The sequence below is a fragment of the Peribacillus sp. NJ11 genome (assembly GCF_030348405.1).
GTDB lineage: Bacteria > Bacillota > Bacilli > Bacillales > DSM-1321 > Peribacillus.
Map to the genome: position 1 here is coordinate 1,233,652 of NZ_JAUCFO010000001.1, position 26,267 is coordinate 1,259,918.

Annotated in this window: 24 protein-coding genes and 1 pseudogene; 16 read left to right on the plus strand and 9 right to left on the minus strand. The window is 34.4% G+C overall.

The genetic code is table 11. The features are described from left to right. Positions 1-4 precede the first annotated feature (4 nt). A complete protein-coding gene (locus tag QUF86_RS06050; RefSeq protein WP_289333811.1) occupies positions 5-913 on the plus strand; it encodes a phosphotransferase in 909 nt (302 codons plus the stop codon). Between the two features lie 39 nt (positions 914-952). Continuing rightward, on the plus strand, positions 953-2,143 hold the full coding sequence (locus QUF86_RS06055; RefSeq protein WP_289333812.1) for a class I SAM-dependent methyltransferase: 1,191 nt from the start codon (positions 953-955) through the stop codon (positions 2,141-2,143). Positions 2,144-2,347: 204 nt separating this feature from the next. Here the strand turns inward: QUF86_RS06055 and QUF86_RS06060 are convergent, their stop codons facing one another. From QUF86_RS06060 to QUF86_RS06070, 3 genes are read right to left on the minus strand one after another with little or no spacing between them, the layout of a single operon-like run. Continuing rightward, complete coding sequence (locus tag QUF86_RS06060; protein ID WP_289314226.1) at positions 2,348-2,626, minus strand: AbrB/MazE/SpoVT family DNA-binding domain-containing protein; 279 nt, start codon at positions 2,624-2,626, stop codon at positions 2,348-2,350. A 1-nt stretch (position 2,627) separates the two neighbouring features. Next, positions 2,628-3,557: an ABC transporter ATP-binding protein gene (locus tag QUF86_RS06065; RefSeq protein ID WP_289333813.1), complete on the minus strand. Its 930-nt coding sequence runs from the start codon at positions 3,555-3,557 to the stop codon at positions 2,628-2,630. Further along, on the minus strand, positions 3,557-4,246 hold the full coding sequence (locus QUF86_RS06070; protein ID WP_289314228.1) for an ABC transporter permease: 690 nt from the start codon (positions 4,244-4,246) through the stop codon (positions 3,557-3,559). The genes QUF86_RS06065 and QUF86_RS06070 overlap by 1 nt, the downstream gene beginning before the upstream one ends. Before the next feature lie 142 nt (positions 4,247-4,388). On the opposite strand from QUF86_RS06070, the gene QUF86_RS06075 reads away from it, so the two are divergent. Together QUF86_RS06075 and QUF86_RS06080 are read left to right on the plus strand one after the other, a co-directional pair. Next, positions 4,389-5,096 (plus strand): response regulator transcription factor, encoded by a 708-nt coding sequence (locus tag QUF86_RS06075; RefSeq protein ID WP_289333814.1) that lies wholly within the window; start codon positions 4,389-4,391, stop codon positions 5,094-5,096. After that, positions 5,093-6,823, plus strand: a complete 1,731-nt coding sequence (locus tag QUF86_RS06080; RefSeq protein WP_289333815.1) for a sensor histidine kinase — start codon at positions 5,093-5,095, stop codon at positions 6,821-6,823. The genes QUF86_RS06075 and QUF86_RS06080 overlap by 4 nt, the downstream gene beginning before the upstream one ends. A 184-nt stretch (positions 6,824-7,007) precedes the next feature. Here the strand turns inward: QUF86_RS06080 and QUF86_RS06085 are convergent, their stop codons facing one another. After that, positions 7,008-7,217: a response regulator transcription factor gene (locus QUF86_RS06085; RefSeq protein WP_289314231.1), complete on the minus strand. Its 210-nt coding sequence runs from the start codon at positions 7,215-7,217 to the stop codon at positions 7,008-7,010. A 212-nt stretch (positions 7,218-7,429) separates the two neighbouring features. Between QUF86_RS06085 and QUF86_RS06090 the strand changes: the two genes are divergently transcribed. The 3 genes from QUF86_RS06090 to QUF86_RS06100 all read left to right on the plus strand — a co-directional run bounded on the left by QUF86_RS06090 (position 7,430) and on the right by QUF86_RS06100 (position 10,182). Beyond that, complete coding sequence (locus tag QUF86_RS06090; protein WP_289333816.1) at positions 7,430-8,710, plus strand: sensor histidine kinase; 1,281 nt, start codon at positions 7,430-7,432, stop codon at positions 8,708-8,710. Next, entirely contained in the window at positions 8,703-9,335 is a 633-nt protein-coding gene (locus tag QUF86_RS06095) for an accessory gene regulator B family protein (protein WP_289333817.1), read from the plus strand. Before QUF86_RS06090 ends, QUF86_RS06095 begins: the two co-directional genes overlap by 8 nt. A gap of 130 nt (positions 9,336-9,465) precedes the next feature. Beyond that, positions 9,466-10,182: a LytR/AlgR family response regulator transcription factor gene (locus tag QUF86_RS06100; protein WP_289314234.1), complete on the plus strand. Its 717-nt coding sequence runs from the start codon at positions 9,466-9,468 to the stop codon at positions 10,180-10,182. A 743-nt stretch (positions 10,183-10,925) separates the two neighbouring features. Here QUF86_RS06100 and QUF86_RS06105 read toward each other — a convergent pair. After that, a complete protein-coding gene (locus tag QUF86_RS06105; protein ID WP_289314235.1) occupies positions 10,926-11,120 on the minus strand; it encodes a hypothetical protein in 195 nt (64 codons plus the stop codon). Positions 11,121-11,459: 339 nt separating this feature from the next. Here QUF86_RS06105 and QUF86_RS06110 point away from each other — a divergent pair, with 339 nt between their 5' ends. From QUF86_RS06110 to QUF86_RS06120, 3 genes are all read left to right on the plus strand, one after another. Continuing rightward, a complete protein-coding gene (locus tag QUF86_RS06110; RefSeq protein ID WP_289314236.1) occupies positions 11,460-11,672 on the plus strand; it encodes a hypothetical protein in 213 nt (70 codons plus the stop codon). 102 nt (positions 11,673-11,774) lie between these two features. Beyond that, on the plus strand, positions 11,775-12,464 hold the full coding sequence (locus QUF86_RS06115) for an ATP-binding cassette domain-containing protein (protein WP_289333818.1): 690 nt from the start codon (positions 11,775-11,777) through the stop codon (positions 12,462-12,464). Next, the gene (locus tag QUF86_RS06120) at positions 12,461-13,867 is read left to right on the plus strand and encodes a hypothetical protein (protein WP_289333819.1); all 1,407 of its coding nucleotides are present in this window, start codon (positions 12,461-12,463) and stop codon (positions 13,865-13,867) included. Before QUF86_RS06115 ends, QUF86_RS06120 begins: the two co-directional genes overlap by 4 nt. 393 nt (positions 13,868-14,260) lie before the next feature. Here QUF86_RS06120 and QUF86_RS06125 read toward each other — a convergent pair whose 3' ends face one another. Continuing rightward, positions 14,261-15,811 carry an ABC-F family ATP-binding cassette domain-containing protein gene (locus QUF86_RS06125; RefSeq protein WP_289314239.1) on the minus strand — a complete coding sequence of 517 codons (1,551 nt, stop codon included), beginning with the start codon at positions 15,809-15,811 and terminating at the stop codon, positions 14,261-14,263. 248 nt (positions 15,812-16,059) lie between these two features. Here QUF86_RS06125 and QUF86_RS06130 point away from each other — a divergent pair. The 3 genes and pseudogenes from QUF86_RS06130 to QUF86_RS06140 form a co-directional block, all read left to right on the plus strand. Next, a pseudogene (locus tag QUF86_RS06130) lies at positions 16,060-16,374 on the plus strand (toprim domain-containing protein); the annotation flags it as partial. Between the two features lie 228 nt (positions 16,375-16,602). Continuing rightward, positions 16,603-17,856, plus strand: coding sequence for a hypothetical protein (locus QUF86_RS06135; protein WP_289333820.1), 1,254 nt, complete (start codon positions 16,603-16,605; stop codon positions 17,854-17,856). A gap of 4 nt (positions 17,857-17,860) precedes the next feature. Then, a complete protein-coding gene (locus QUF86_RS06140) occupies positions 17,861-19,648 on the plus strand; it encodes an ATP-binding protein (RefSeq protein WP_289333821.1) in 1,788 nt (595 codons plus the stop codon). Between the two features lie 368 nt (positions 19,649-20,016). On the opposite strand, the gene QUF86_RS06145 is transcribed toward QUF86_RS06140, so the two are convergent. Then, a complete protein-coding gene (locus QUF86_RS06145) occupies positions 20,017-22,209 on the minus strand; it encodes a DNA topoisomerase III (RefSeq protein ID WP_289333822.1) in 2,193 nt (730 codons plus the stop codon). A gap of 74 nt (positions 22,210-22,283) precedes the next feature. Continuing rightward, complete coding sequence (locus tag QUF86_RS06150) at positions 22,284-22,541, minus strand: transposase (RefSeq protein WP_289333823.1); 258 nt, start codon at positions 22,539-22,541, stop codon at positions 22,284-22,286. 124 nt (positions 22,542-22,665) lie between these two features. Between QUF86_RS06150 and QUF86_RS06155 the strand changes: the two genes are divergently transcribed. Both QUF86_RS06155 and QUF86_RS06160 read left to right on the plus strand, forming a co-directional pair. After that, positions 22,666-22,890 carry a helix-turn-helix domain-containing protein gene (locus QUF86_RS06155; protein ID WP_289333824.1) on the plus strand — a complete coding sequence of 75 codons (225 nt, stop codon included), beginning with the start codon at positions 22,666-22,668 and terminating at the stop codon, positions 22,888-22,890. Positions 22,891-23,730: 840 nt separating this feature from the next. Further along, positions 23,731-24,492 carry a restriction endonuclease gene (locus QUF86_RS06160; protein ID WP_289333825.1) on the plus strand — a complete coding sequence of 254 codons (762 nt, stop codon included), beginning with the start codon at positions 23,731-23,733 and terminating at the stop codon, positions 24,490-24,492. 157 nt (positions 24,493-24,649) lie between these two features. Here QUF86_RS06160 and QUF86_RS06165 read toward each other — a convergent pair whose 3' ends face one another. After that, positions 24,650-25,249 carry a hypothetical protein gene (locus QUF86_RS06165; protein WP_289333826.1) on the minus strand — a complete coding sequence of 200 codons (600 nt, stop codon included), beginning with the start codon at positions 25,247-25,249 and terminating at the stop codon, positions 24,650-24,652. A 241-nt stretch (positions 25,250-25,490) separates the two neighbouring features. On the opposite strand from QUF86_RS06165, the gene QUF86_RS06170 reads away from it, so the two are divergent. Then, positions 25,491-26,216, plus strand: coding sequence for a hypothetical protein (locus QUF86_RS06170; RefSeq protein WP_289333827.1), 726 nt, complete (start codon positions 25,491-25,493; stop codon positions 26,214-26,216). Positions 26,217-26,267 lie beyond the last annotated feature (51 nt).

The following is a 26,267-nucleotide window of genomic DNA, read 5'->3' on the forward strand; positions in this document are numbered from 1 at the left end:
GGGAGTGGAAAAGCCTTGGTTGGCAGAATATCCAGTTTCGTTGGAGCTAGCAGGGAAATTGGTCATGCTGCAGTTTCCGGAAATTGAGTTGAAAGAGATCAAGCAACTTGGGGAGGGTTTCGATAACACGGTCATACAAATCAATGGGCAATTTGTATTCCGTTTCCCCCGCCGCCCTATTGCAGTTACGTTGATTCAGGTGGAAAATCAGCTTTTGCCTTCAATTGCAGGCACTTTTCCGCTTGATATCCCTGAACCGATCTTTTTTGGGAAACCAAGTACTCTATATCCTTATCCTTTTACCGGTTATAAAATGGTAAAGGGACACTTGCCTGTAGAAGGATCGGTTGAAAATAAGGTCGAATCGGCAAAAAGATTTGCCCGTTTTTTGAAAGTTCTTCACAGTTTCCCTGTGGAAAAGGCTAGGCGTTTAGGTGTACAGCCTGATGGGATGATGAGGCTTGATGTTTCCTTTCGCAAGAAATCGCTAATGGAAAATGTCTCAAGTCTATTAAGGCTGGGATACTTGGAACAGGCCAATGCGGTTAAGGAATTTGTTGAAGGGCTAGAAGAATTGGATGTTCAGCATCCGATTTCACTCGTTCACGGAGACATTCATATCCGGAATGTCTTACTTGATGATGAAGGCGTTCTCGCAGGTATCATTGATTGGGGAGATGTGCATATCGGAAACCCAGCCATTGATTTTTCTTTTTTATACAGTTATTTTCCAAAAGAGGTGCGCCGTGATTTTTTTGAAATCTATGGTGAAATCGAAAAGGAAACAGAAAACTTAGCCAGGTTCAGAGCCATATATATGCTTGTTACATTACTCGTTTATGGCATTGACCGCCATGATGAAGAGCTGATTGCCATTACGAGTACCGGTTTGAAATTTGCTATGGAAGAATAAGAATAATTGTAATGCTTTTTTGACGTTTAGGAGGTTCATATGAAGGCAAGTTTTTATTATCATTCAATCACATTAATGGGGAACATGCTGGATCAAGCTAATATACCTTACCAATATACAGGTCGATCTGCTCTTTTCGTGCAAGGAGTTGAAATTGATGAGTATAAGAACATAGAAATTGATGTACAATGGGATGTCTTTACTGAGGCTTTAGATCTTTTTTCCGAATACTCCCCAACAAAGGCTGAAAGAAGTCCTGAGACTGCCTCCTTTCTAATGGATGTCGAGGGGGTTTCGGTAACTGTCCGCTGTCGGTTTAACACGACCATTAAAACAGATCCTTACCGTTTATCTATAAAGCTGGGGGATATGGAGATTTGGTGCAGGTCGTTGTACAGTTATTTATACGATGAAGAAATGAGCAGGTACAGTGCCGAGATTCATGCTTATTTATCTGCCGAGCAGCAGGGATTCACAGCGGAAAATGAACAGGCGTGGAACCAGAATAATTATTTAGCGCTTGTCAATCGTTATGGAGATCCCGTGGAATTGGCATCAAAAATCAAGCAAAATCCAAAATGGAGACTGCATCCTTTTTATAAATATATGGGGGATGTAACAAGTAAAAAGATAACTCATTTGATGGGGTCGAACGGTGTTAAAGCAGTTGCCCTGGCTATATTGGGAGCTGAAGTGAAGGTTGTTGATTTTTCCCAGGAAAATGCAACGTTTGCAAATGAGCTGGCCAATGGGGCCAATGTTACCATCGAGTATATCGTTTCAGATGTCCTTTCATTATCATCAGAGCATGAATCAGGGAATCAGGATTTGGTTTTAATGGAGCTCGGTGTGCTTCACTATTTAATAGACCTGCAGCCGTTATTTGAAAAAATTAAAATGATGTTGAAACCTGGAGGCCGATTCGTACTGCATGAATTTCACCCTATTTCAACAAAGCTCATTACTTCCAATGGTAAAAAACATAAGATTTCAGGCAACTATTTCGCTCCGGCAATCGAAAACAATGAGGTCGCTTTTTCGAAGCATATGCCAGATGAGGAAAAAGGGAGCCTTTCAAGAGTTGTACAGCGTAAATGGACAATCGGGGAACTTATAACGTCGATAGGTCAATCAGGACTTGTCATTAAAGTACTCGAGGAAGAACCGAATCATAAAATCCACGATATTGGACTTCCGAAAACCTATACCTTGGTGGCGGAAAGAGTTTAAGCCGCAGGTTAAGGAAATATGGCTGGCTGAAGGAGCCTTCCACGCTTTTCATTTTAAAATGGGAGCGACAAATAAATAGAAATCAAAAGAACCAGTATAATTATCGATACTGGTTTTCTTCTGCATTTAAATAAGTTTTTGTTCTCTTTTATTTCATTGTGATATCTACCATTAGGGGATTTAGCCTACATGGTTTCCAAAATTTCAGGATTTCATTAAATGTTGCAATTCTTCAAAAAGCAATTCAGCAGCTTTAGGAGTCAGAATGATTGAACCATCTCCCAGGATAAGATTTTGACTTGATACCTCTCCTGTTAATATACATTCATTTTGCGGTTCATGTTTTTTTAGGATGATATGTTCGTCATCTATAAACAATTCAAGTGGGTTACTTATCTCCAAATCCAGCATCTTTCTTATTTCACTAGGTATGCAAAATCTTCCTAATGGATCTAGTCTCCGTACAATTCCAGTGGGCTTCATATCATGCTCCTCTCTGGCTAGAACCAAGGTTACGAAATATTTCTTCCAGAGATGGTTCATTGACCTCAAGCCGATAGATATCCACTTTTGTATTAGAAAAGGCTCGATTAATGACAGGAATGCTTGATTCTTCAGCTACTACTAACGATGTATTTTCTGTTCCCCACTCAATGTCTTTTCCAATTTTCTCGAAAATTTGTTGTAACCCAGCTTTGTGCTCAATAGGAATCTTTCCATGTTTCACCTTAACTGTTAATTGGGATTGATACTTATGTCTTAATTGTTCCATGCTTCCCTGAGCTTGAATAATGCCTTTATCCATAATTGCAATTTCATCACAAAGCTTTTCAACTTCATTTAAGTTATGAGATGTTAAAAATATCGTTTTCCCCTCTGCAGCTACATTTTTAATCAAGGAATGGATATTTAGAACCGCGTTTGCATCTACTCCAGAAGTTGGTTCATCGAGAAAGATTAAATCCGGATCATTAATGAGCGCCTGGGCGACACCTAATTTTTTCTTCATCCCGAACGAATACTTCTTGGTTTTCGTTTTAATTGCATCTCCAAGTTCAACACGTTCTAATAACGCTATTAATTCAGCTTTGGAACGTCTCACACCCAATACATTTCCTAAGAACTTTAAATGTTCAATACCGGTTAGATCGTCGTAGAAAGTGGAGTAATCAGGAAGGACGCCTATTCTTCGCTTGATTTTATCTTCCGTAATCTCACTTGAGCCGAGAATTTTAAAATCGCCGGAGGTAGGTGTGGTTATGCCCGTTACCATATTAATAAAGGTTGACTTTCCAGCTCCATTTTTCCCTAAGAAGCCGAATATATGACCCTGGGTAACATTTAAATCAACCTTATTGACAACCGTATGATCCCCATACTTTTTGGTTATTTGATTTGTTTCAAAAGCATACATTAGAAATCCCTCTTTCTAAGAATTATTATGCTTGATAAAAGAAAGACCAGTGACAAGATTGGGATGAAATAAACATAAAAGGACTGTTCCTGCCCAACATAAAAGTAAGGGGTCAAGTAACTAAATATCCTCAGGAAGATTATTTCTTTTGAAACCATACCCCAAATCCCCAAAACTGGAAGTGTTATCGATAGAATGATACCTAAAAATATACTTAATCCAGGTTTATTAATTAAGGTTGAGATAAATAGGAACAGGGCAACAAAGTACGTAATAAAAATAACTGATTCAATCAATTCGGCAAAGTAGAATGTTTTTGCAAAAGGAATCAACATGATTAAAGAAAGTAAAATACATACAAACCAGAAGAGTGAAACTCCTAAAAATTTTCCGATAACAATTTTGTCCCTCGACAATTTTGTTACTAAAAAACGCATGGTTCGAGAATGGGTCTCCCGATTTATCACATCATGCGATAAGCTCGTAACAAAAATAGGACCTGCGAGCAACAGGAGAATATAAAGACCGCCCATATAAGCATTATCAAGACCTACATCCTGTAACTCAGAGCTCCATTTACTAAGTAACTTCGCTGACCCTAATGTAACCCCAAGCATAAAAATAATAATAATAATTGAGCGAATACTCTTGAAAAGACTCTTGAACTCTCGTAAACATATCGTTGTCATCGTGACAGCTCCTTTCACCACTTATTATAAGAGCGCAAGATTAACATTTACATAAAGGTACATTAACAGAACCTTAAAATTGTTAATTTTGGATAATTACAACATGTTATTCGTGATATATTTTTAATCAGGGGTGATAAATATGCATGCATCAAGAATATTGATCGTGGATGATGAAATGACGTTGGTTAAGATGGTCAAAGTTTTATTGAAAAAAGAAGGCTTTACAAACGTCGATGCTTCATATGTTGGGAGAGATGCACTCGACTTAATTGAGCAAAATGAATATGATTTAATTTTGTTAGATGTCATGCTTCCGGATATGGAAGGGTTTGATATCTGTTCCATCATAAGAAGAAGATCGGATGTTCCGATTTTTTTTCTCACTGCTAGAGGTTCAGATTTTGATAAAGTATCAGGATTTGCATATGGGGCTGATGATTATATAACGAAGCCATTTAACCCATTGGAACTAGTAGCCCGAATTAAAGCTCAATTGAAAAGAAATAAAAAGAACCTTAGTTTTTCACAAGTTAATGATAGATTTGATAATGGCGTCTTATTCATTAACTATAATGAGGCAGTTGTTAAAGTAAATGGGAAAGAAATAAACTTGTCAGCACAGCTTTACCAGCTTCTGACTTTCTTCACCAAGTCTCCTAATCAGATTTTTTCAAAACAACAACTTTATGATAGGGTGTGGGGGGCAGACTCTTACGGAGATGAAAATACCGTTATTGTACATATGCGAAAGCTAAGGGAAAAAATCGAACAAGATCCAAGTAATCCAAAGCTATTAATTACAGTTCGCGGCATTGGGTATAAATTTGTGAGCAAATCGGTCAAATGAGTGTTACACAGCATCTGATAATTAAATTTATTGTTCAAATTGTCATGGCTTTAAGTTTCTTGATTTTCTTTTCAGTAATTGGCCTTCTCATTCTAGCATTTTCCATCATTGAACAAGATGCAAAGGAGGATTTTTCCAAAACACCAGGTGATTTCCTGCAGCAATCCATAAAGCTAAATGACGGACAAGTAAGCGTAAATGAGAATATCAAGGAAAGCATTCTTAAACAGGATGGATGGCTACAGATCATTGATAAAAAAGGTGAAGTTCAGTTTTCCCTGAATACACCTCAGGGCCTTCCATCAGCGTATTCAAAACAACAAATAATTGAAATGACATCAAATCAAACTAATAAAAGGACGTTTTGGTCCCTTGATATAGAAAACCAATCATTCATTGCCCTATTTGGTTCGAAGCGATCTTTGGATGAAATCATCAGAGTGGTTAGAGAACAGATGGGGAAATCAGACGAAAAACAATTGGTGACCGAACAAATCAAAAAAGTGTTATCCAAGGAAAAGGCTAACCTTTACATTTATGATGATCAGGGTGAGTTATTGAGAAAGTTTGTAACGAATGAAAATCTAGCAGAACCTTCCTTGTTTCAGATAGTTGATTTTCAAGATAGTTACTGGGAAAAAACAGAGAATATCGCCACTTACTATAATAAGGAGTCAGACACATCTTATGTCGTAATAGCCCCCAATAAAAACTACGAAGAACACATGTTTAGTTCAATTAATATTAATCAAACCGTACTAAGAGGCCTGGTTATTACCCTCATTGTGATGCTGCTTATTCTATTTATGATTTCTTGGTGGTATGCCCAGAAGTTTGGAAAGCCGATTATCCATATCATTCATTGGCTTCAATCGTTAGCCAAAGGTGTCTATGAGGAACCACTGGGAAAACGTAGGGATTTGGCGTACAGTCTGAAAACAAACGGAAATCTTAAATCCTCTTTTAAACCGTTTAAAGAGGTCATAAATTCGTTGAAAAAGCTGACAAATATGCTAAAAGAAAGTGAATTGCAGCAGAAAAAAATACAGCAAACGAGAGAAGAATGGATTTCGGGACTTTCACATGATCTGAAAACTCCTCTAAGTACCATCTACGGATATGCAGTGATGTTGAATTCTTCTGATTATAATTGGACAGAGGATGAAGTTCGTGACTTTTACTTATCGATTGAACAGAACGCTTCTTATATGTCAGATCTCATAGAGGACATCAACTTGACCTACCGCATAAAAAATAATGCGCTTCCGATGTATAGAGAAGAAGTTGATATTAATGACTTTATTAAGGAAGTTGTAAATCAATTTTTTAGAACGAATGTTGAAAATCATCACTTTTATACCGTCGACGTTGAAGATAATCCCATTTTCTATAAAATTGATAAGAAGTATTTCAAGAGAATTATTGTGAATCTGCTAAGTAATGCAGCAAAATACAATCTTGAAGGAACTTCAATTGGGGTGATCGTAAAACAAGGGAAAGGTTGTTTCAGCATCCATGTTCAGGACAATGGAATAGGCATGGACGAATATACGAAGCAAAATTTATTTAATCGGTATTATCGTGGCACATCTGTAAAAGAAGATACTGATGGAACAGGGTTAGGACTTGCTATAACAAAACAACTCGTTGAATACCATAATGGAACGATCGAAGTCGAAACTGAAGAAAATAAGGGGACAAAGATTACGCTCCTCTTCCTGAATTAGGACACCAGCAAATGTTGCACTACGGATCCAAGAAAGAACTGGCCACCAGTTTAGCCTTTTTTTAAGCAGGATATATATTTTCATGTAAAATGTTCTAAGTTGAAAAGTAGAAGCTTGTAGAGAGAAATGACAATTTTTCTCTACAGGCTATTATAAAAGAAACGTCATAGAAGGAGTATTACTTTTAATGGAGAATTTTACTTTGAAAAGCTTTCACAACAATGCCGACTCGTGTATGTACTTCAAGTTTCTTGGAAATATTACTAATATAGTACTCTACCATCCTCTGCGAATAGTTTAATTCTACCGCAATTTGTTTATTGGGCACTTCATTGGCAATTAGCTGAATAATACGACTTTCTACACTATTAAACCCCACTTTTTCATTCTTCACGATAACACTCCTCCATTATTTATAAAACAAATATTATCAGAGTTATTAGTTGATTTGGTAATAAAGGTCCAGATGGGTCATAACTACGTTTAATTTATCCCAATTAACAAATATTTCGCCCTAATTTGCAATATTTGCATAAATTATCCTAAAAATAGATGTAAAATTACTCCTTTTATGGTATTTTTGTAAAGTTAAGGAGGAAGTTTGTCGTGTTATTGTCGATTTTCGGTGGGTTTTTGGAAACATTAGTCATTATCCTAGTGGGGTATCGACTAATTGGAATTTCTTTAAAAGATAAAATGATCCCGATATGCATCGTAAGTTTTTATGGAAGCATTATTCTGTTAATGGTAAAAGAAACATTGCCTTCGATAACTTACCTTCTAGTAACGATTTTAGCGATTGGGTTTCTGTTGACTTTTGTCACGAACCTGAATAGTTTTGCATCAATTATAGCTGTGTTGCTAGGATGTCTTTTATTGTTAATCTCAGAGGTTATCGGATTCGCGCTCTTTAAGGAATTCCCATATATACATTCTTTGAGTGCTTTACCTTTAGTAAGGGCCATTCCGCACCTTGTGATAATGGTAATATTTTATGTAATCTTGAGAACAGCAAATTATTATATTCCGATACCAGTCAAGAAAAAACAAAATAAAAACGATACTATTTTATCTGTTTTAGTATTCTTATTTGGCCTTCTTTTTTTGTTTTACATTTTCGTTTTTGAATTCAAACAGTTAAAGTTTTTAAGCATAACATCAGCTATAGTATTAGTTTTAATTACAATTTCATTATTGTATATAATTCGGTATCATATGGTGAAAAAAATTGAGGATCTGGCCGTTTCCTTAGATGGTCAATATGAAGAAGACATTTCTAAACATATCACTACAATGCGTTCGCAGCGACACGACTTTATTCATCACATATTAGCGCTGAAACAAATGCTGAACAGTGGAAAATACAATGACTCAGTAGACTATGTTAACTCAGTGCTAGAAGAAATATCCTATGTAAGCGATATATTACCGATAGCTTCAGAAGCTGTTGGGGGGTTATTACTTTCCTACAAAGAGAAGGGTTCCAAAAAAGGCATCAACATGTACTACTACATTGCAGATGATTTATCTTCCTTTCCTTGTAAGGTTTATGAAACAAATAAGATATTCGGAAATTTAATCCTTAATGCTATTGAAGCTGTCGATCAATTAGAAGAGGAAAAGAGATATATCAACATGAAAATCCAAAGAAACGATGTCCATTATATTTTAGAAGTAAGCAACTTTATAGAGGGTGGAACTTTAGAGAATATTGGTAGCATCTTCGATCAAGGCTTTACGACTAAAAAAAATGCATGCAACACTGGACAGGGATTGGCCATTGTTGAAAGTCTTGTCATGCAGTACGGAGGACATATATACCCAGAAGTCATAGATGACATGATTACGTTCATTGTAAAAATACCGCATGGAGGGCAATATGTTTAAGCATTTCTTACCGAACTTTTTGGCAACGAACATCTCAAATCTAGTTGTCTCTGAGAATCCACAACTCGTAAAAAGTAAAGATAAAATTCGCTATGGACTTGAATGGATGATATCGGGGATGAATCAAATCGTTTTGGTCAGTTTACTTGTTTGGCCTTTAGGAATCTTACCTGAAACCATGATGGGCTTGCTTTCAGGGGCTCTCCTTCGAATGTTTTCAGGAGGTGCCCATTTCAAAGGGTATTATTCATGTCTTATTCTTAGCACGTTGCAAATTATTTTTCTGACATTAATTTGCGTACAATATACAGACGTTCTTTCATCCTATAAGATTCTATTTATCTTATTATTACTGATAAGTTTTTTGATTACTGCTCAAAAAGCACCTATATTACATAAAAAAAAGCACCTTTTCACACAAAAAAGTATTTTAAAACAGAAAATGAAGGCTGTGACCACATTCATCCTATGCACGGGATTGAGCGTTTTTCTACCTCAAACCATAATGTATTGTGTGTGGTCTGCTCTAATTTTCCAAGGACTATCCTTAACGGATTTTTGGGGGAAAAGCGTCTTAATTTTAGATGCTTTTATATATAAAATTACCTTAAAGGGGTTACATTGATTATGTTGAAATTTCTAACTTTTGCTATTGGAATGATATCGTTATTTTTTAATTCCATCACCTCGATGAGTAGTTGTTTCTGGTTTTCCTACGAACCAGAGCTACCAGATGAAGAAAACTAGGAGTCATGATGGGATTTATACGTCTTGCTGTTATTGATGATCAGGAACCGATCCTTAACGAGATTCAGGGGTTTGTAACTAAATTCCCAAATGTGAATTTAATATTAAGTACAACTGATGTGAGTGAATTGTTTAATTCTATCGATCAGGGGCTGACCATTGACGTAATATTATTAGATATTAATATGCCTGTGTCCAATGGATTTGACATTGCCCATTATCTGAAAGAGAATCATCCCCAAATCAAGATTATTTTTATGAGTGCCCATCAAGACTTCGCTTTGCAGGGTTACAAATATTACCCAGAAGATTTTTTAACTAAGCCAATTAATATCGTAAGACTAAAGCAGACACTTGATCGCCTTAGTTATACGCATAAAAAGATAAGAAGAATTGGCGTAAAAGCGAATGGGAAAATCTCTTTAATCGATACCGCCAATATTCTCTATATAGAGAAAAAGGGGAGAAAAACATTTATCCACCTAAAAGATGCAGAGACTGTGGAATGCTCGGAAGGCTTAAATAAGTTAGAAGACATTCTTAATCAGTGTAATTTTTATCGAACGCATCAATCCTATTTGGTGTCGATTGACCAAATCGAATACATAGAATCGGACAATTATATGAAATCATATAATGTGAAATTACATCACTGCAATCACAAGATTAACTTAAGCCGGCACAAATTTACGGCCTTAAAAAATCTCATCGAACGACATTTTTAGTTTTTTATTAAGTGCCAAAGAAGGGATGACCTTTCTTTGGCATTTAACGTATCTTTAATTCATCTTCAATAACATAAGACATATTTGTACCTTAATAACCAGAACTGCCAAGAGCTACAGTAACAGCGAGTGCTGTATGAGAATTTGAGATGATTGGCCAAGTAACATGTCAAACTTTTGCCGACATGTTCCACGCCAAAGAAGCTCTGCAGAGTTTTACATTATCAAACAAGATAATGGATGTGGAGTCTACCGGAATTACTATGCATATGTACCAAGTAAGTGGTATTCATCTTGTTAAAAGAAGGTGTTAATTTGAAAAAAAACGGTCAAGTAATAATTTGGGCTAGTATTGCGGTAATTCTATTGATCATATGGATAGGAATGAAATAGGTAAAAGGTTCTTATCTAATTTTAGATAAGAACCCTTTACCTATTTTGTCGTCTGTCAACTGTACCGGACCAAAGGGAGGATAAGGAGTTGATAGACTCGTCTCCAAAGGTAACACCTAATTTAACTGCCTGTGTAGTCCCTAGTAAGGGGAATTCTGTTCTCCCTGCCAGGAATTAATAGTGGGATCCCCACAAAAGGAGATAAGTATGGAGGGGCCGTACGATGAACCGCAGGAAGGGATCCCATTTATCCTTTTCTATCCTGTTAAATAACAAATATAAACAAAATAAAAAGCGCTGCTCCGGATGGAGTACGCCTTTTCATGAAGTGGGAATGGAATTAAGCACCTTTATTTATCACTACTTACGGTATCCTTTTTCTTTGTTGATTGTCGAAGCAAGTAACTGATTAAGAAACTAGATCCACCCGTTATGTAAAAGATGATGCCCCATTCTTCTGCCTTTTCAACTCCAAAAAACCGGAGCGTTAAACCAACGAAACTTAATACAAAGATAATTTCGAAAAATACGGTCAGTTTCTTCACTATAAAAACTCCTTTTCTAAAGTTTAAAAGCTGATTATGTATAACATGGATTTTATGCTCTTAATTTATAGCGTTAAATAAATGAAAGCCTCTCATCTCCATCAGGAGAAACTGAATTACTAATCCATGAAAGGAAATTTTACCATAATTTACATAGAAATTCTATGAATGTAAAAGGATTTGCGGAAAGACGAAACCATCTGTGGCAAAGGGTTTTCGGGTTTCCGAAACATTGCCTTTTTTACCTTTTTTTTCTTTTTTTCTTTTGTATTATTAAAGCAAGATATCGTAATGACATTAGGAAATTATAAAAAAAAACCAAAAGGTGGATGATTAAAAATGTTAAGTATCGCTATTAAAATTTATAACGCAATCGCAAAATACGGATCAAAGGCATGGGCAGCAATCAAAGCTGGCGCAGCATCAGTATACAATGCAGCAAAGGCTGCATGGGAAGCTGGATACTGGGCTTTCACTAAATGGTTAGCATCAAACGCAAGTGCACTATATGCAATTTATGATGCATTAAAAGCTGCTGGACTAATAGATTAATTTATTAATTTAACTTAAGCAACAAAACCTAATACTTATCCTAATGTCATTACTTTATCTGTAATTTTCTGGTACGATATAGATACTAAGAGTTAATTGGATGTGATTGCGATTAATAGTATAGAGGTCCATCATCTAAATAAGAGTTTTGGTTCCAAGAAAGTATTAGACAATTTAAATTTAACTATTGAACATGATTCAATAGTAGCGATAGTAGGAAGTAACGGAATTGGGAAAAGTGTTTTCTTAAACTGCTTATTGAACTTTATGGATTATGATTCAGGTGAAATTAATATTTTGAATGAAAATCATAATAATCATAACTTCCTGAGAACAGTTACATCGTTCGTTTCGGTGGATAATCAACTGCATTTGGAGAAGGTCACCGGAAGAGAGTTCTTTGAACTTATAATTTCTATATACAACCTTCCAGAAGAATCAGCTGTTGCTAAATATACATCCTTTGCAGAGGAATTGAATGTCATAAATCAATTAGATTCCACATTTAGTTCTTTATCTTTCGGAACAAAGAAAAAAATCCAATTGATCGGTAGCATTCTTTATAATCCCAAGGTTTTAGTTTGTGACGAAATTTTCGAGGGCTTGGACCATGAGGCTGTTAACTGGGTGAAAGCATATTTCCTAAAACGAAAAGCAAATGGAGAAGCAACTTTATTCACAAGTCATATCATGGACCATACATGGGATATTTCCGACTACATATATCGATTGGAAAATGGAAAGCTTCATAGTCAAAAAAATGAAGAAATGATAGAGAGGGTAGTAGAATGAATTTTCATTCATACAGCAAGCTATACAATATCTATACCGAAGAAAAGAGTCTAAACCAAAAGCAAAAAGCTGTAAAATTATTATTCACAGCTCTTTTTTGGGTTTCTTTGCTCTTTATCCTTTTGTCTTTTTTTGATATACATACGAGTACGGTAATCTACTATTATATCATTGTGCTCACTGTAATCGAGTTGTTATTGCTTTTCGTGTTTATGGCGTTATATGAAAGCACCACTTATATCATAAGCTTTTCCAAAACCATTCCGATTAAGCCCAACCAACTCTTTTTTTATCATTTGATTAAATCGAACCTAACAGCAGAAATTGTTCTAGAGCTTACAATCGTGATTTCTTTTCTTTTATTTTACGGGGCACCAACGTTAAATATCCTATTGCTATTATTCTTAGTTTTCTCATTGAAGTTTCTTCGGACATATTCTGAGTTTTTCATCCTTTGGTTTAAGAAGTATCAGGTTCGATTTCCGTATTTTTCAGCCATTACCCTTCTCATCGTTTTAATCTTTTATATTAATTCAAGTAAGCTTTCGCCTTTATTATCCAAATTGGATTTCACGATAACAACCATTTTGCTTATTCTCTGCATGTTTTTAGTAATAACGTTTATCACTTATCCAATCATTGTTGGTGGATTAATAAAAGAAAAAGGTGCCAATCTAGATTCTCGGAAGTTCAATCACGTCACGAACCGGATATCTACAAGGATAGTGAATATTCTCATACGGAATAAAGTTATAAATGGTCTAATAAAGTACAATTTCTTCAGGCTACTGAGAGATGTTAACTATATTAGTAAACTTATTACGATAAATATTACGGTTATCGTTTTTAATTTACTTAGTATGTATTTACCTTTTATGAAAATGGAAGATATACATACTAACTTTTTCGTGGATACCATTTATATTGCTTTTTTCGTTAACTTTCTAAATTTGACCAATATCAAAATTGAATACAAATTACATCAAAAGCTTAGACTTGATTTATTACCCATTTCATTAAAAACGGAACGAATCGCTGTAGACATTACGAACAGTCTTTTTCTATTTGTAACGTTCACCATTCTTCTTCTATTAAAAGTATTCGTAGAGGGTCTTCCCTTATTATTGATACTTGATGGTTATAAGGCATTCTACTGTTTTCTTATTTTAAGCTTAATTTTAGATTGCTTTTATAAGTATGAAATTAAAAAGAAGATAAAAGCCTTGATGATCGTTTCGTATATGGTTATTGGCATCTTTATTGAATCGTTATTTATTATTAAAACAATCTTTATAATTCAATTGACTATAGCCGTTACATTGACACTGATCCTTTACCTCCTAAGGTATAGAGGAAAACCCAAAAAACAAAAGGTGAGTAACTACCAATATAATGGAAATTGATGGAGTTAAGCAGAATTCTTAATGGCCTAAATCATCAAAATCTCACGAGATCGTACATAGAACACCTTTCAGACTGTAGACAAATTCGAAAAAGCGAGTTTGCCTGCAGTTTTTTTCTTTAATAAACGTTCCAGGTGTTTTCAGAATCCGCTCCCTTTCCGCCGACTGTCTGCCAAGTCCTCGTGGCAAGCTCTTTGGTGTCTCGTCCATTCGGCAGGAGTGTCGCAAATTTCCTCAATCCAATGGGGATTACACATAAAACAGTAAATGACCATGATTTAAAAACCGTTGTAGTTTTTCAGCAATCTCCATTGCTCATTAAAAATATGATCTAGCTTTTTATTTATTTCATAATAAAGGGGATGCCGCATTCTGCGACATCCCCTAAAAAAATTAATTTTGGGCAGACCATTCTTCTACATCCCATACTTTGGTAACCCAATCTTCATAGAAATCAGGTTCATGGCATACGAGGACAATCGTTCCTTTATACTCTTTCAATGCACGTTTCAGTTCTTCTTTTGCAACGACATCCAAATGGTTTGTCGGCTCATCGAATAACAGCCAGTTGCTTTCGGTAAGCATAAGTTTGCACAGGCGTACTTTTGATTGTTCACCACCGCTTAAATGGCTCATCGGACGTGTAATGTGCTCGTTTTTCAAACCGACACGGGCAAGAATGGCACGTACCTGCGGTTGGTCCAGATGTGGAAATGCATTCCATACTTCGTCTATCGGCGTCGTATTGCCTGCTTTCACTTCCTGTTCAAAATAAGAAGAAAAAAGGAAATCGCCAAGTGATCTTTTGCCGCCTAGAGGATCAATTTTACCTAATATCGTTTTTAAAAGAGTGGATTTACCAACTCCATTACAGCCGACCACGGCAATTTTTTCTCCCCGTTCGATGGTCATGGACAACTTCGGAAGCAATGGGCGGTCATATCCGATTTCCAATTCTTCACCTTCAAATACATAACGGCTGCTCGCACGTGATTCTTTAAAATCAAAGGTAGGTTTCATTGCAGTTTCTGGACGATCGATGCGTTCCATCCGGTTCAATTGCTTTTGACGGCTCTTTGCCCGACCGGTCGTTGAGTAGCGGGCTTTATTTTTTGCAATGAAGTCTTCCTGCTTTTTAATGAATTCGCGCTGTTTCTCATATGCGTTAATATGTTGGTTTTTATTCAATTCAGCCAGCTCAAGGAATTTTTCATAAGTTGCCGTGTAACGGGTCAGTTTTGAAAATTCAAGATGGAAAATGACGTCGACGACGCCGTTCATGAACTCAGTGTCATGCGAAATTAATAAGAATGCATTAGGATATTCCTTTAAGTAGCTGCTCAGCCAGCGGATATGCTCTACATCCAAGTAGTTCGTCGGTTCATCAAGGAGCAGTACTTCAGGCTGTTCCAAAAGTAACTTGGCTAGTAAAACCTTTGTCCGTTGTCCACCGCTTAGGGCAGAGACATCACGGTCCAAACCGATTGCATCCAACCCTAAACCGCGTGCCGCTTCTTCAATTTTAATATCCAGATTGTAAAAACCGCCAGCTTCCAGCTTGTCCTGAATCTCACCCATTTGTTCCAAGAGTTCTTCAAGTTCTTCTGGAGTGGCCGTCCCCATTTTCTCTGTTACTTCATTCAGTGCTTTTTCCTGCTCGAATAAAGGTAAGTATGCATCCCTTAAGACGTCGCGAATCGATTTACCTTTTGAAAGTATCGTATGTTGATCAAGATAGCCATATTCGACACCAGGTGTCCATTCCACCCGGCCATCATCATGGATAAGTTGTCCTGTAATGATATTCATCATCGTTGATTTCCCGACACCATTTGCCCCGACCAGACCAACATGTTCACCGGCCATCAGGCGGAAGGAAACATCCTTGAATAAGGTACGGTCGCCAAAGCTGTGTGCTAATTTATCTATAGAAAGTAAGCTCATTTTATATTGAACCTCCCAATTAATTTGAAAAAATCCCTACGTTTCATCATACTAAAAACTGCACGGGATTGCTATCTAATCTATTAATTTACATTTATCCCCTTGTGTACAAGTGAGCCCAGGCGGGAATTTCAATGGATCGATACCTGTTGGATCTGTTTTTGGGATGCCATGCCTGTGCATTATCGCCCTGTCATAAATTATATGAGATAATAGAGGAATCAGTTTAAAAGGGAAAGGATGTCACTATGAGTAAAACAGTCGTACTGGCCGAGAAACCTTCGGTCGGAAGAGATATAGCGAAAGTGCTTAATTGCGGGAGAAAGGGCAATGGTTTTTTTGAAGGCGATCAGTATATCGTCACTTGGGCCCTGGGTCATTTGGTCACACATGCAGATCCGGAAACTTATGATGAAAAATATAAAACTTGGCGCCTTGAGGACCTGCCCATGTTGCCGCCGTCTTTGAAATTGGTCGTAATCAAGCAATCAGGCAAACAGTTCCAATCGGTTAAAACACAATTGAACCGCAATGATGTCAAGGATGTCATCATTGCAACAGATGTGGATTTATCTCTATAAAATATAGATGTACATAAAACCTGAATCTACTTTTAACGCTATTTAATAAACATATTTGAAATTCTATGTTTGCACATAATTCGATGTTTTGTACATTTTATTATTACTCAATGGTATAATATGGTTTTATAGGTATGACTTTTGCTTTTCCATATGTAGTAATCCCTCGGATAAGAGATGGAAAATATAATAAAGATATGGAGGGATTGGATGACTCAAGATAGAAGTGCAGATTCCGGAATATTAGGGTTTACCTATCAGTTTGTTCAAACTGCAATTCGGATATTAAGTTTAAAAGACTCAAGTATTGTTTTTACTGTTGAAGGAATTGAGGACTTAGATATTAATTCAGCTAGTGAAAGCTCATTAGTACAATATAAGTATCATGCAGCTAAGCAATATACACCATCAACTATAGATAAACCTATTGCTCTAATGTTTAAACATTTTGTTGAAAATTATAAAGAAGATAAACCTTGGGATATTAAATATATTCTCTTCTGTTATTTTGGAAAAAAAAGAACTATAAGTTCTGAGAAAGAAACTATATGTATTAGTAGTAGTAGCGAACTTAATAAAATACTAGGATATGCAAACGCTACAAAAATTCTATCTAAAAAACAATGGACTGAAGCACATGAAAATGAATTTTTAAACTATTTAAAATTTGAAAGTGCTGATGAATTCGATGAATCCATTAATGTTCTTACTAATCTCCTTAGTGGCATATTTAATATTAGTGTAGAAGAAAGCGAGGCGTTATATTTTTCAAATGCCATTTATTATATAAATAAGTTGGCTATTAATAAAGATATTGAAAGTCGGAAGATTACTCGTCAACAATTTATTGATCACCTTAGGAATAATTCACAAAAAATAGAATCAACTATCATAGAACGTTTATACGGTAAACAAGTGTATATAAAAAGGGTTAAAAAATATCTTACTATGAAAAATGTTAAACCTAATACCTACACCCATGTCTTCCATATATCAAATATAAATGTCAATACAGCTCGTTTTATTATTGATTTAGCTAAAAAGTTTGTAGTAAGGAATAATAAGCGTGACGTACATCCGTTAACTATTATAGTTAATTCTAATCAGGAAGATATAAAACAACTGAAAACTGAATTACTGAAAATAAACCTAGAAGAAAAACAAGATTTAATTTTTAATGATGGTTATGAAATGTATCATTTTAATTCTGAAGTATTTAATCACCCTCCTTTAATACTATTACAAAATAATAAACAAAGAATTGAAAAAGTAAGTTACAACTATAGAATTCTTTCTTATCAAATCTACCAAAATCATAAAAATAGTATCGTATTTGAAAATCCACACCATTTTATAGTAAATAATGCCGTCAACTTGAGTGAATTGAGTGAAAGTAGACAACTGAATATGCTACATGTCGCCAATATACAAGAAGAAGACATTCTACAACTATTCGGAGGATAAATAGATGGATAAAGATAATCAATTAAGAGTGCGGAGCTTTGATAATAATAAAATAATTATTGAAATTATAGATTTTAATAAATGGAAAGCTGAAAATACTGATGCTGACATAAAAATTGGGTCATTTTTAAAAATCGAAGATGGAAATTTCAAAAGTATCATAACCATGGTACAAAGCTTTAAGATGGCTGAAAGTTTATTTGCTGAAGAAGCTGTTATAAATACTAATTATTCTGGAAATTTCTTGTTAGAAACTTATCCAATAGGCCAATTAGATGGTGAGGGGTATGATAAGAAATTTATAAAAGGAATTAAAAATATTAGTATACCGCCAACTTCGGTTAGTATTTTGTCCGAGAGTGAATTTAAAGTTATTTTTCAAAGTGCTAATCAACCGTTTGTTTTTTCTAAACACTCTACGAATAGTAGTATAGATATTATGGTTGATGGTGATAAGTTTTTTTCAAAACACCTTGCCGTAGTTGGATCCACTGGATCAGGCAAGTCATGTACTGTAGCAAAAATTATTCAAGAGGCGAATAAAGAAAATTATGAATATATGAAAAATACTCATATAATGATTTTTGATATTCATGGAGAATATTCGAGTGCATTTAATCATAATTCTCGGTTCTTAAGTATTGAAAACAATAGTTTAATATTACCGTATTGGCTTATGAATTCAGAAGAACTTGAAGATTTTTTTATAGAATCCAATGAGTCAAACTCTCATAATCAAATCTCTCAATTTAAGAAAGCTGTTATTTGCAATAAAAAGAAACATAATCCTTCTATAAATGTCACATATGATAGCCCTGTATATTTTGATTTAGAAGAGGTAATTTGTTACTTAGATAACAAAAATAAAGAATCACGCTATTTTAAGGATGAATGTGAATATTACGCTGTTGAAAATACTAAAATTACTTGTTTAGATGACGATATACCAGACGAAATGTGGCAACCAATGAAGTTTTTACAGCCTACGGGAAATTCTAAAAGTATAATTGTTAATTCAAAAATTTCTAAAGGTCCATTTAATGGAGAGTTCAACAGATTTTTATCTAGATTTGAAACAAAGAAATTGGATAATCGTTTGAATTTTATGTTGAATCAAAACCATCTAAAAACACCTGATTTTTTTGTTATTATGAAGAATATTTTGGGGTACCCCACTTCAAATCTAGATTATTCTAACATTACAATTATCGACCTTAGTTCCTTACCATTTGAAATTGTTTCAATTGTTGTGTCAATAATAACAAGATTTACTTTTGATTATTGTTATTATAAGACTAAAATTGCTTCGAAAAATGATACACCCTTTCTTTTAGTTTTTGAAGAAGCTCATAAGTACATACCTAAATTGAGTGATGTTAAATATAGAAATACCAGAATGGCTGTAGAGCGCGTTGCCAAAGAAGGAAGAAAGTACGGACTTTCAAGTATGATTGTCTCTCAGAGACCTTCTGAACTTTCCCCTACTGTATTTTCACAATGTAATAATTTTGTAGTAATGCGATTAACTAATCCAGAAGATCAGAATTATGTTAAGAGACTATTACCAGACAGTTTTATTGGGTATACTGATTCATTATCAATATTAGAAACTAAAGAAGCACTTTTAGTTGGAGATGCTATCTCAACACCTTGTTTAGTAAAAGTAAATAATGCCAGTCCGGTTCCTAAATCAGAGGATATTTTATTTTTACAGGAATGGGAAAAGCCTTGGAAAGAAGTAACTTTTGAAGAGGTATTTCAATATACTATTCGTGAAAAGGTTGATTCGTGAAGTTTATAAAAAAGATGCTGTTTATGCAGGATCTTTTTTTTATACCCTAGAAAATGGGTAGTTGAGGAATAGTATTACTACTTAATAGGAGCAGATATATGGATAATAATGTGAAGTAAGTAGATGAGATAAAGTACAAAGTAAAACAATTAATGCAAAGTAATTTATATAGGAAAGTTACACCAGAAACAAAATTTAATATTCCAGGTGTATATATTTTTTTATCAAAACAATTTCACTTATTCACATATTATAAAAGAATTAACTCCATTTTGATTAATCTTTATTCAAAATGGAGTTCTTGTGTTTGTTGCCAAATAAAGTTTAGTACTAAGAAATATTTATAAATATGCTAAATCTCTATTTTTTTATTTATCAAACTTCATCCCCTTTAACAAATCTGCAAATGGATTATTAATCGGTTCAGCCTCTTTTTCTTGCTGTTTTAAATACTTCTGAACGGAACGTTTATCCACTTTTCCACCAGACTCTTTTTTTCGTCTTGCTTCAAAAGCAGATAGTTTCTCGCGATAACCACATTTACATGTGAAGATTTGACCGTCGCCTTCACCACGTAGTTCCATTTTCTTTTTACATTGTGGGCAGCGTGCGTTTGTTACACGGGCGACGTTCTTTTTATGACCGCATTCACGATCTTGGCAGACGAGCATTTTGCCTTTTTTACTATTCACTTCAAGCATTGGCTTACCACAGTCTGGACAAGATTTCGTTGAGATATTGTCATGTTTATATTTTTTGTCACTAATTTTAATTTCACTGACAATCTCTTTTGTGTAATCTTTCATTTCATTGATGAACACATCTTTTTTCAGTTTCCCTTTTGCGATTAGCTCAAGCTTTTGTTCCCACTCAGCTGTTGTCGCAGGAGATTTTAATTTTTCTGGCACTAAATCTAAAAGCTGACGCCCCTTAGATGTGATATAGATTTCTTTACCGCCACGTTTTTCGAATAAGAACGAATTAAATAATTTTTCAATGATATCAGCACGAGTGGCTACTGTGCCAAGTCCTCCAGTCGATTTTAACGTGTCTACAATCTTTTTATCGTTTGTTTTCATGTGTTTCGTAGGGTTTTCCATTGCTGATAGTAAAGTCGCCTCAGTGAAGCGCGCAGGGGGCTTTGTTTGGCCTGACGTTTGAGTTATTAATTTTGTCTTTAATACATCGTCTTTTTCAATACGAGGTAATAGCTGATCTTTTACATCATCGGTTGATTCTTCATCATCAAAATGGTTTTCATAAACTTCTTTCCAGCCAGAATTAATCACTGATTTTCCTTTAGCGATAAACCTTTGATCACCAATTTTTGTTTGCACTGTCAATTGCTCGTATTCAAATGCAGGGAATAAAACAGCTAAGAAACGTTTCACGACAAGGTCGTAAATTTTGCGTTCCTTGTCAGTGAAGGATGAAAAATTTACATAACCTTCAGTTGGAATAATGGCATGGTGATCACTTACTTTACTATCATCTACAAACCCTTTTGACACTTTAATAGGTTTATTTAACACTTTATTTGCAAGAGAACGATATTCACCTACAGCACACGCTTTTAAACGCTCTGGAAGTGTACTAACGATATCTGATGATAAATAACGTGAATCTGTACGGGGATAAGTTAAGACTTTGTGTTGCTCGTACAATTTTTGCATAATGTTCAATGTTTCTTTAGCAGAATAGCCAAAGATTTTATTCCCATCACGTTGTAACTCTGTTAAATCATATAGACCAGGTGCGAATGTTTTCTTTGCTTTGCGGTCAATGGAAACAACAGTCGCATCTTTACTTCCAAGTGATTTCACGATTGAATCGGTCTTTTCTTTATTAAAGCTACGACTATTTCCGTTTGCATCTTGCCACGTTAAATTAAGTCCATCTGTTTGGGCTTCAATTCCATAATAGGTTTGAGGTTTGAAGTTCGTAATTTCCTCTTCACGTGCTGCAACCATTGCAACTGTTGGTGTTTGAACACGTCCACAGTTTAATTGTGCATTAAATTTTGTTGTTAAAGCACGAGTTGCATTTAAACCGATATACCAGTCTGCTTCCGAACGTGCTACTGCAGAGATATATAAGTCTTCATAAGCTTTACCAGGCTTTAAGTTATTGAATCCATCTTTAATAGCTTTATCTGTTACAGAAGAAATCCAGAGACGTTTGATAGGCTTATGAACTTTTGCTTTATCAATAATCCAACGTGCAACTAATTCTCCTTCTCTCCCTGCATCAGTAGCCACAATTATTTCATTCACATCACTGCGATTTAATTGTGTTTTAACAGTATTAAATTGCTTTCCAGTTTGTTTCATGACAACTAACTTCATGTGTTCAGGAAGCATAGGAAGGTCTTCTAATTTCCATGTTTTATATTTAATATCGTATGCCTCTGGATCTGCTAGTGTAACTAAATGTCCTAATGCCCACGTAACGATGTATTTATCGCCTTCTATAAATCCATTGCCTTTTTTATTACACTTCAATATATTTGCAATATCACGTGCAACTGAAGGCTTTTCAGCAATTACCACACTTTTTGACATTTGTTCAAACTCCCTTACTAACTATTTACCGTCTAATATAACATAATTTCAAGGAGGAAATTGCCTATACACTCCTATTTAGAGGACATAATAGACATCGCTTGTTTGAGAATTTCAACTTCTTTTTTTAAGCGTATATTTTCTTTAGAAATCTCATTTAACTTTTTAGGAGAAATTGTAGTTTCTATATTTGAATAAGTCTTAACCCATGTGTAAATAGAAGTAGGAGATATTCCATATTCGGCCCCTAAATCTGGAACAGATTTACCCTCAATATGTAATTTAACAATACGTTTTTTAAACTGCTCGTCATATTTTTTATAAGTCATCATTTAAACCTTCCCAGACAAAATTTTATTTTAATTGCTTAATATTGTAACATCAGTAAGTTTTGATGACTATAGTCGGTCGAAGAGGATGGCATTTTTCTTAGTTAATTAACTAAGAGGTGATGTCATGGAAGTCTCAGAAGCATTTGGTCAAGTATTACGTAAACATAGAAAAGCAGCTAATCTTTCACAAGAATATTTAGCCCTACACTGTGAATTAGATCGAACTTATATTGGTTTACTTGAAAGAGCACAAAGACAACCAAGTATATCTACGATATTTTCAATTTGTAAGGTGTTAGAGGTGCAGCCACATATATTAATTAAAGAAGTAGAAGAGCTAATAAAATAAAAAATAATTTTTTATACTAAAACCAATTTAATTGAGAGCCGACACATTATTAAATGATCAGTGTCAACTCATGTAATTTTAGGTACCTAAGGTACAATCACTAATATAATGAAAATTCTGTTTTTTTGGTCTTATTTGATTGATATTGAATGAAAAGTAACGAAAGCGAAAAATATATTCAAAATAGAGCAGGGTTGTTCTTTAAGTATATGCTTTTGTATGGCGCTAGACTGTCAACCTGGTAATATTCTAGAATACAGAAGTTGAAGTATGAATAAATCTTATTCAACTAAAGTGCGGTAGCTGAAGATCGGTGCTATTGGTAATTATATATATGCTTACGATGCTGTTTAAGGAGTGAAATAAAATATTAAATTTACACCAAACTTTTCAGAAGTAAAGAAATTAAAAACTATCTGTTCATGCATTGTTAATAGGCGTTTTATTAACTTTAGTTAGTTTAATTGTTAATGATGTTATTTCAATTGTTTTTCATGAAAGAATTACATTGGATTTATTCTTTATTACTTTAATTATGTTTTTTGGCAATGCTGTTGCTTTGAAATAAAGTTTGATCAAAAACAACTCACAAACCCGTATTTTACGGTAAATAAGAAGAATCCATTTTGAAAAAAAGATTGATCAAAATGGATTCGTATCTAGCAGATTTAAGTTTCAGTTTTATAAAAAAGTTTGATCATTTTCTACCTGTCTTGCTCAACGATCGCGCCCTATAGTTGAATAAACGAATAAGATCCCACTATCTATTTGAAACCAAAAAATTGATATCTTATAATTTAATAAGATCTATATAACATTGTAGTTTATGGAGGTTTTGTATTGGAAATTGTTCACGAACCACCCAACAGTTGGCAAGACTTAGAACTGATAGTTGCGAAAATATTAAAGCAATGTGGATTTGATGCGGAGCGAGGCAAACAGATATCAACAGTAAGAGGTACTGTTGATATCGATGTGTTCGCAAAGGATAGCAATAGCACACCTTCATCAGAGTACCTTATCGAATGTAAATATTGGAACACTGATATCCCCCAAACGGTTATTCACTCATTTAGAACGGTTGTTAGTGACTATGGTTCACAGCACGGTCTAATCATCGCTAAAAAAGGGTTTCAATCAGGAGCATATGAGGCAACTAAAAACACAAATATACATTTACTTTCTTGGAATGAGTTTTTATCATTATTTGAAAAACATTGGTTACAAAACAGAATAAGAAGTATACATCATACAGCAAAACCATTGCACATTTACACTGATCCTTTAGATGTTTCTGACTATCTGGACCATCTCTCAAAAAATGAAATATCGCAGTACCAAAAGTTATGCGAAGAATATATGAGGTACAATATTTATTCTCATAAGATAACTTTTGGAGAAATCGTGAGTATGTCACTGTCACATAAAGAACAAATTGACAACATTATTCAAACAGCTCAGAAGCATTTTGATGACTATTCCTTTAATAGTTACACTGATTTTTTTGAACACATTGAACAAAAATGTGTGGAGGGAATTCAGCTATTTGAAGAGCTTTTCAAGAATACTGATGCAAAACTCCACGTTCAAAAATATAGTTAATCTGGCTCTAGAATGTAAAAAAGCGCTAATCCTTGCTGCAGGGAAGCACCCAATCATTAATCAAATCGATATAAACATAAGAGCTTATTTAACATTCTTACTCCTTTAATACAATAAGTGCTGCCGAAACGGTAGCTCTTATTAAGGTTTGTCTACATTAAATTGGATGATGGGGATTTATGGTAGGAATGCCCTTGTTAAAATCAATGAAGTTAATTTTGTGGTCTTTGAATAGAATAGGGCCTTTTTCTCGATAATAATTTTCAGCAGCTAAACAAATAAACTCACATAATTTATCAATATTAACTCTAACAATTTTTGTTTTCGTTATTTTTGAATTATTACTAGCTTGGTTTACCCAAGATAAACCAAATGAATCTGCTCCACCTACTGCTAATTCAAATTCATATGAATAATAAAAATCTGCATCTTCTTTGTCTCCCCAGCTTTTTATATCCGAATTTCCATCATGTAAGAAAGAACAGCGTAAATAATAACACATTTCTCCTGTAAAATATGGATTTTTCGCTTTAGTGTAATCTTTTGTCCAACCTGTGTTATCTGCAAAATATTGGTTTACCCAATTATCAAACCATGCTACATATTGTTTTCCAACAATACGATTTCCATTTTTGTATTTAAAATGCGGATACTCAATTTTCCCACAAATATCAGGTAAAGTTAATGATAGTGCAAGTGCTGATAAATAACTTTTATTATTAAGAGCAAGTTTAATGTCTTTTATTTTTTCTAACATATAATCTCCCTATTATGTAATTCTTCAAATTTTTTTTAACCCTAATCTCTTTTATTGTAATAACTCCTTATTCAAACTGTAAGTTACCATAAAAGACTAAATACTTGTTGAACTAAGCAGCTGTTAGCTCAATAATCTTTATTAATCAAACTTTATTTCAAGTCTATAATTAATAGTCTGTGATCTTCATTTTCCATTGTCATTAGTTTTTACTATAAATATATTAAAAGGTGGGTAAATAATGACTGTGCATCACTCTTTAGAATATTACTTAAGGATAGGATACTTACCTATTCTAGATAGATATCGATTAAAGGATATTAATTCTGAATATGGTTGTTTTATAGGTTTAGACGTCTGTTTTCCACTTTATAAAGTATTGGAGATGGATGCTCAAAGTTTAGAAGATACATGGAATGTTGTGAATGATTATGTTGATAATGCCTTCCGAATTATTACTGATGAGTACGGTGAAGAACTAGGGATTGAAGAAGAAGAAAAATTAAGGGATGTTGATAGGGAAATTATTCATGAAATTGAGTATAAAACTCCTCCTGCTGCTTGCTATCCTATTTATTTTATATCAGTTGGTGATGATAAAGATGAAAAACTTGTGTATGTTGGAAAAACTTCCGCAAAAACACATCGCTTCTCAGGTGGCCATAGTGCTGCACTGAAACTTCATGCACCTGAATATGAGGGGCTTTCCAAACATATATATTTTGGTACAGTTGTCCTCCTTGACTATGAAAAAAATTATATGCCTTTAGAATTTATACAACCATTTGAAGATGCTAAAAGTCTTTTAAGTAATCTAGAAGCTGGTCTAATTTATAATTTAAAGCCAGAATTAAATACAACCTATTTAAATACGAATTATGCTCGCTTTGATATGTTTGTAAATATTGAAAACCACTCAAGTAGACCTAATCTACTTAATAACAAGCAAGTCTCTATTCAATGTTAATTGTTTATATTTTTAGATGTCGGGGTTGAAATAAAAGGCATAATTCCTTTT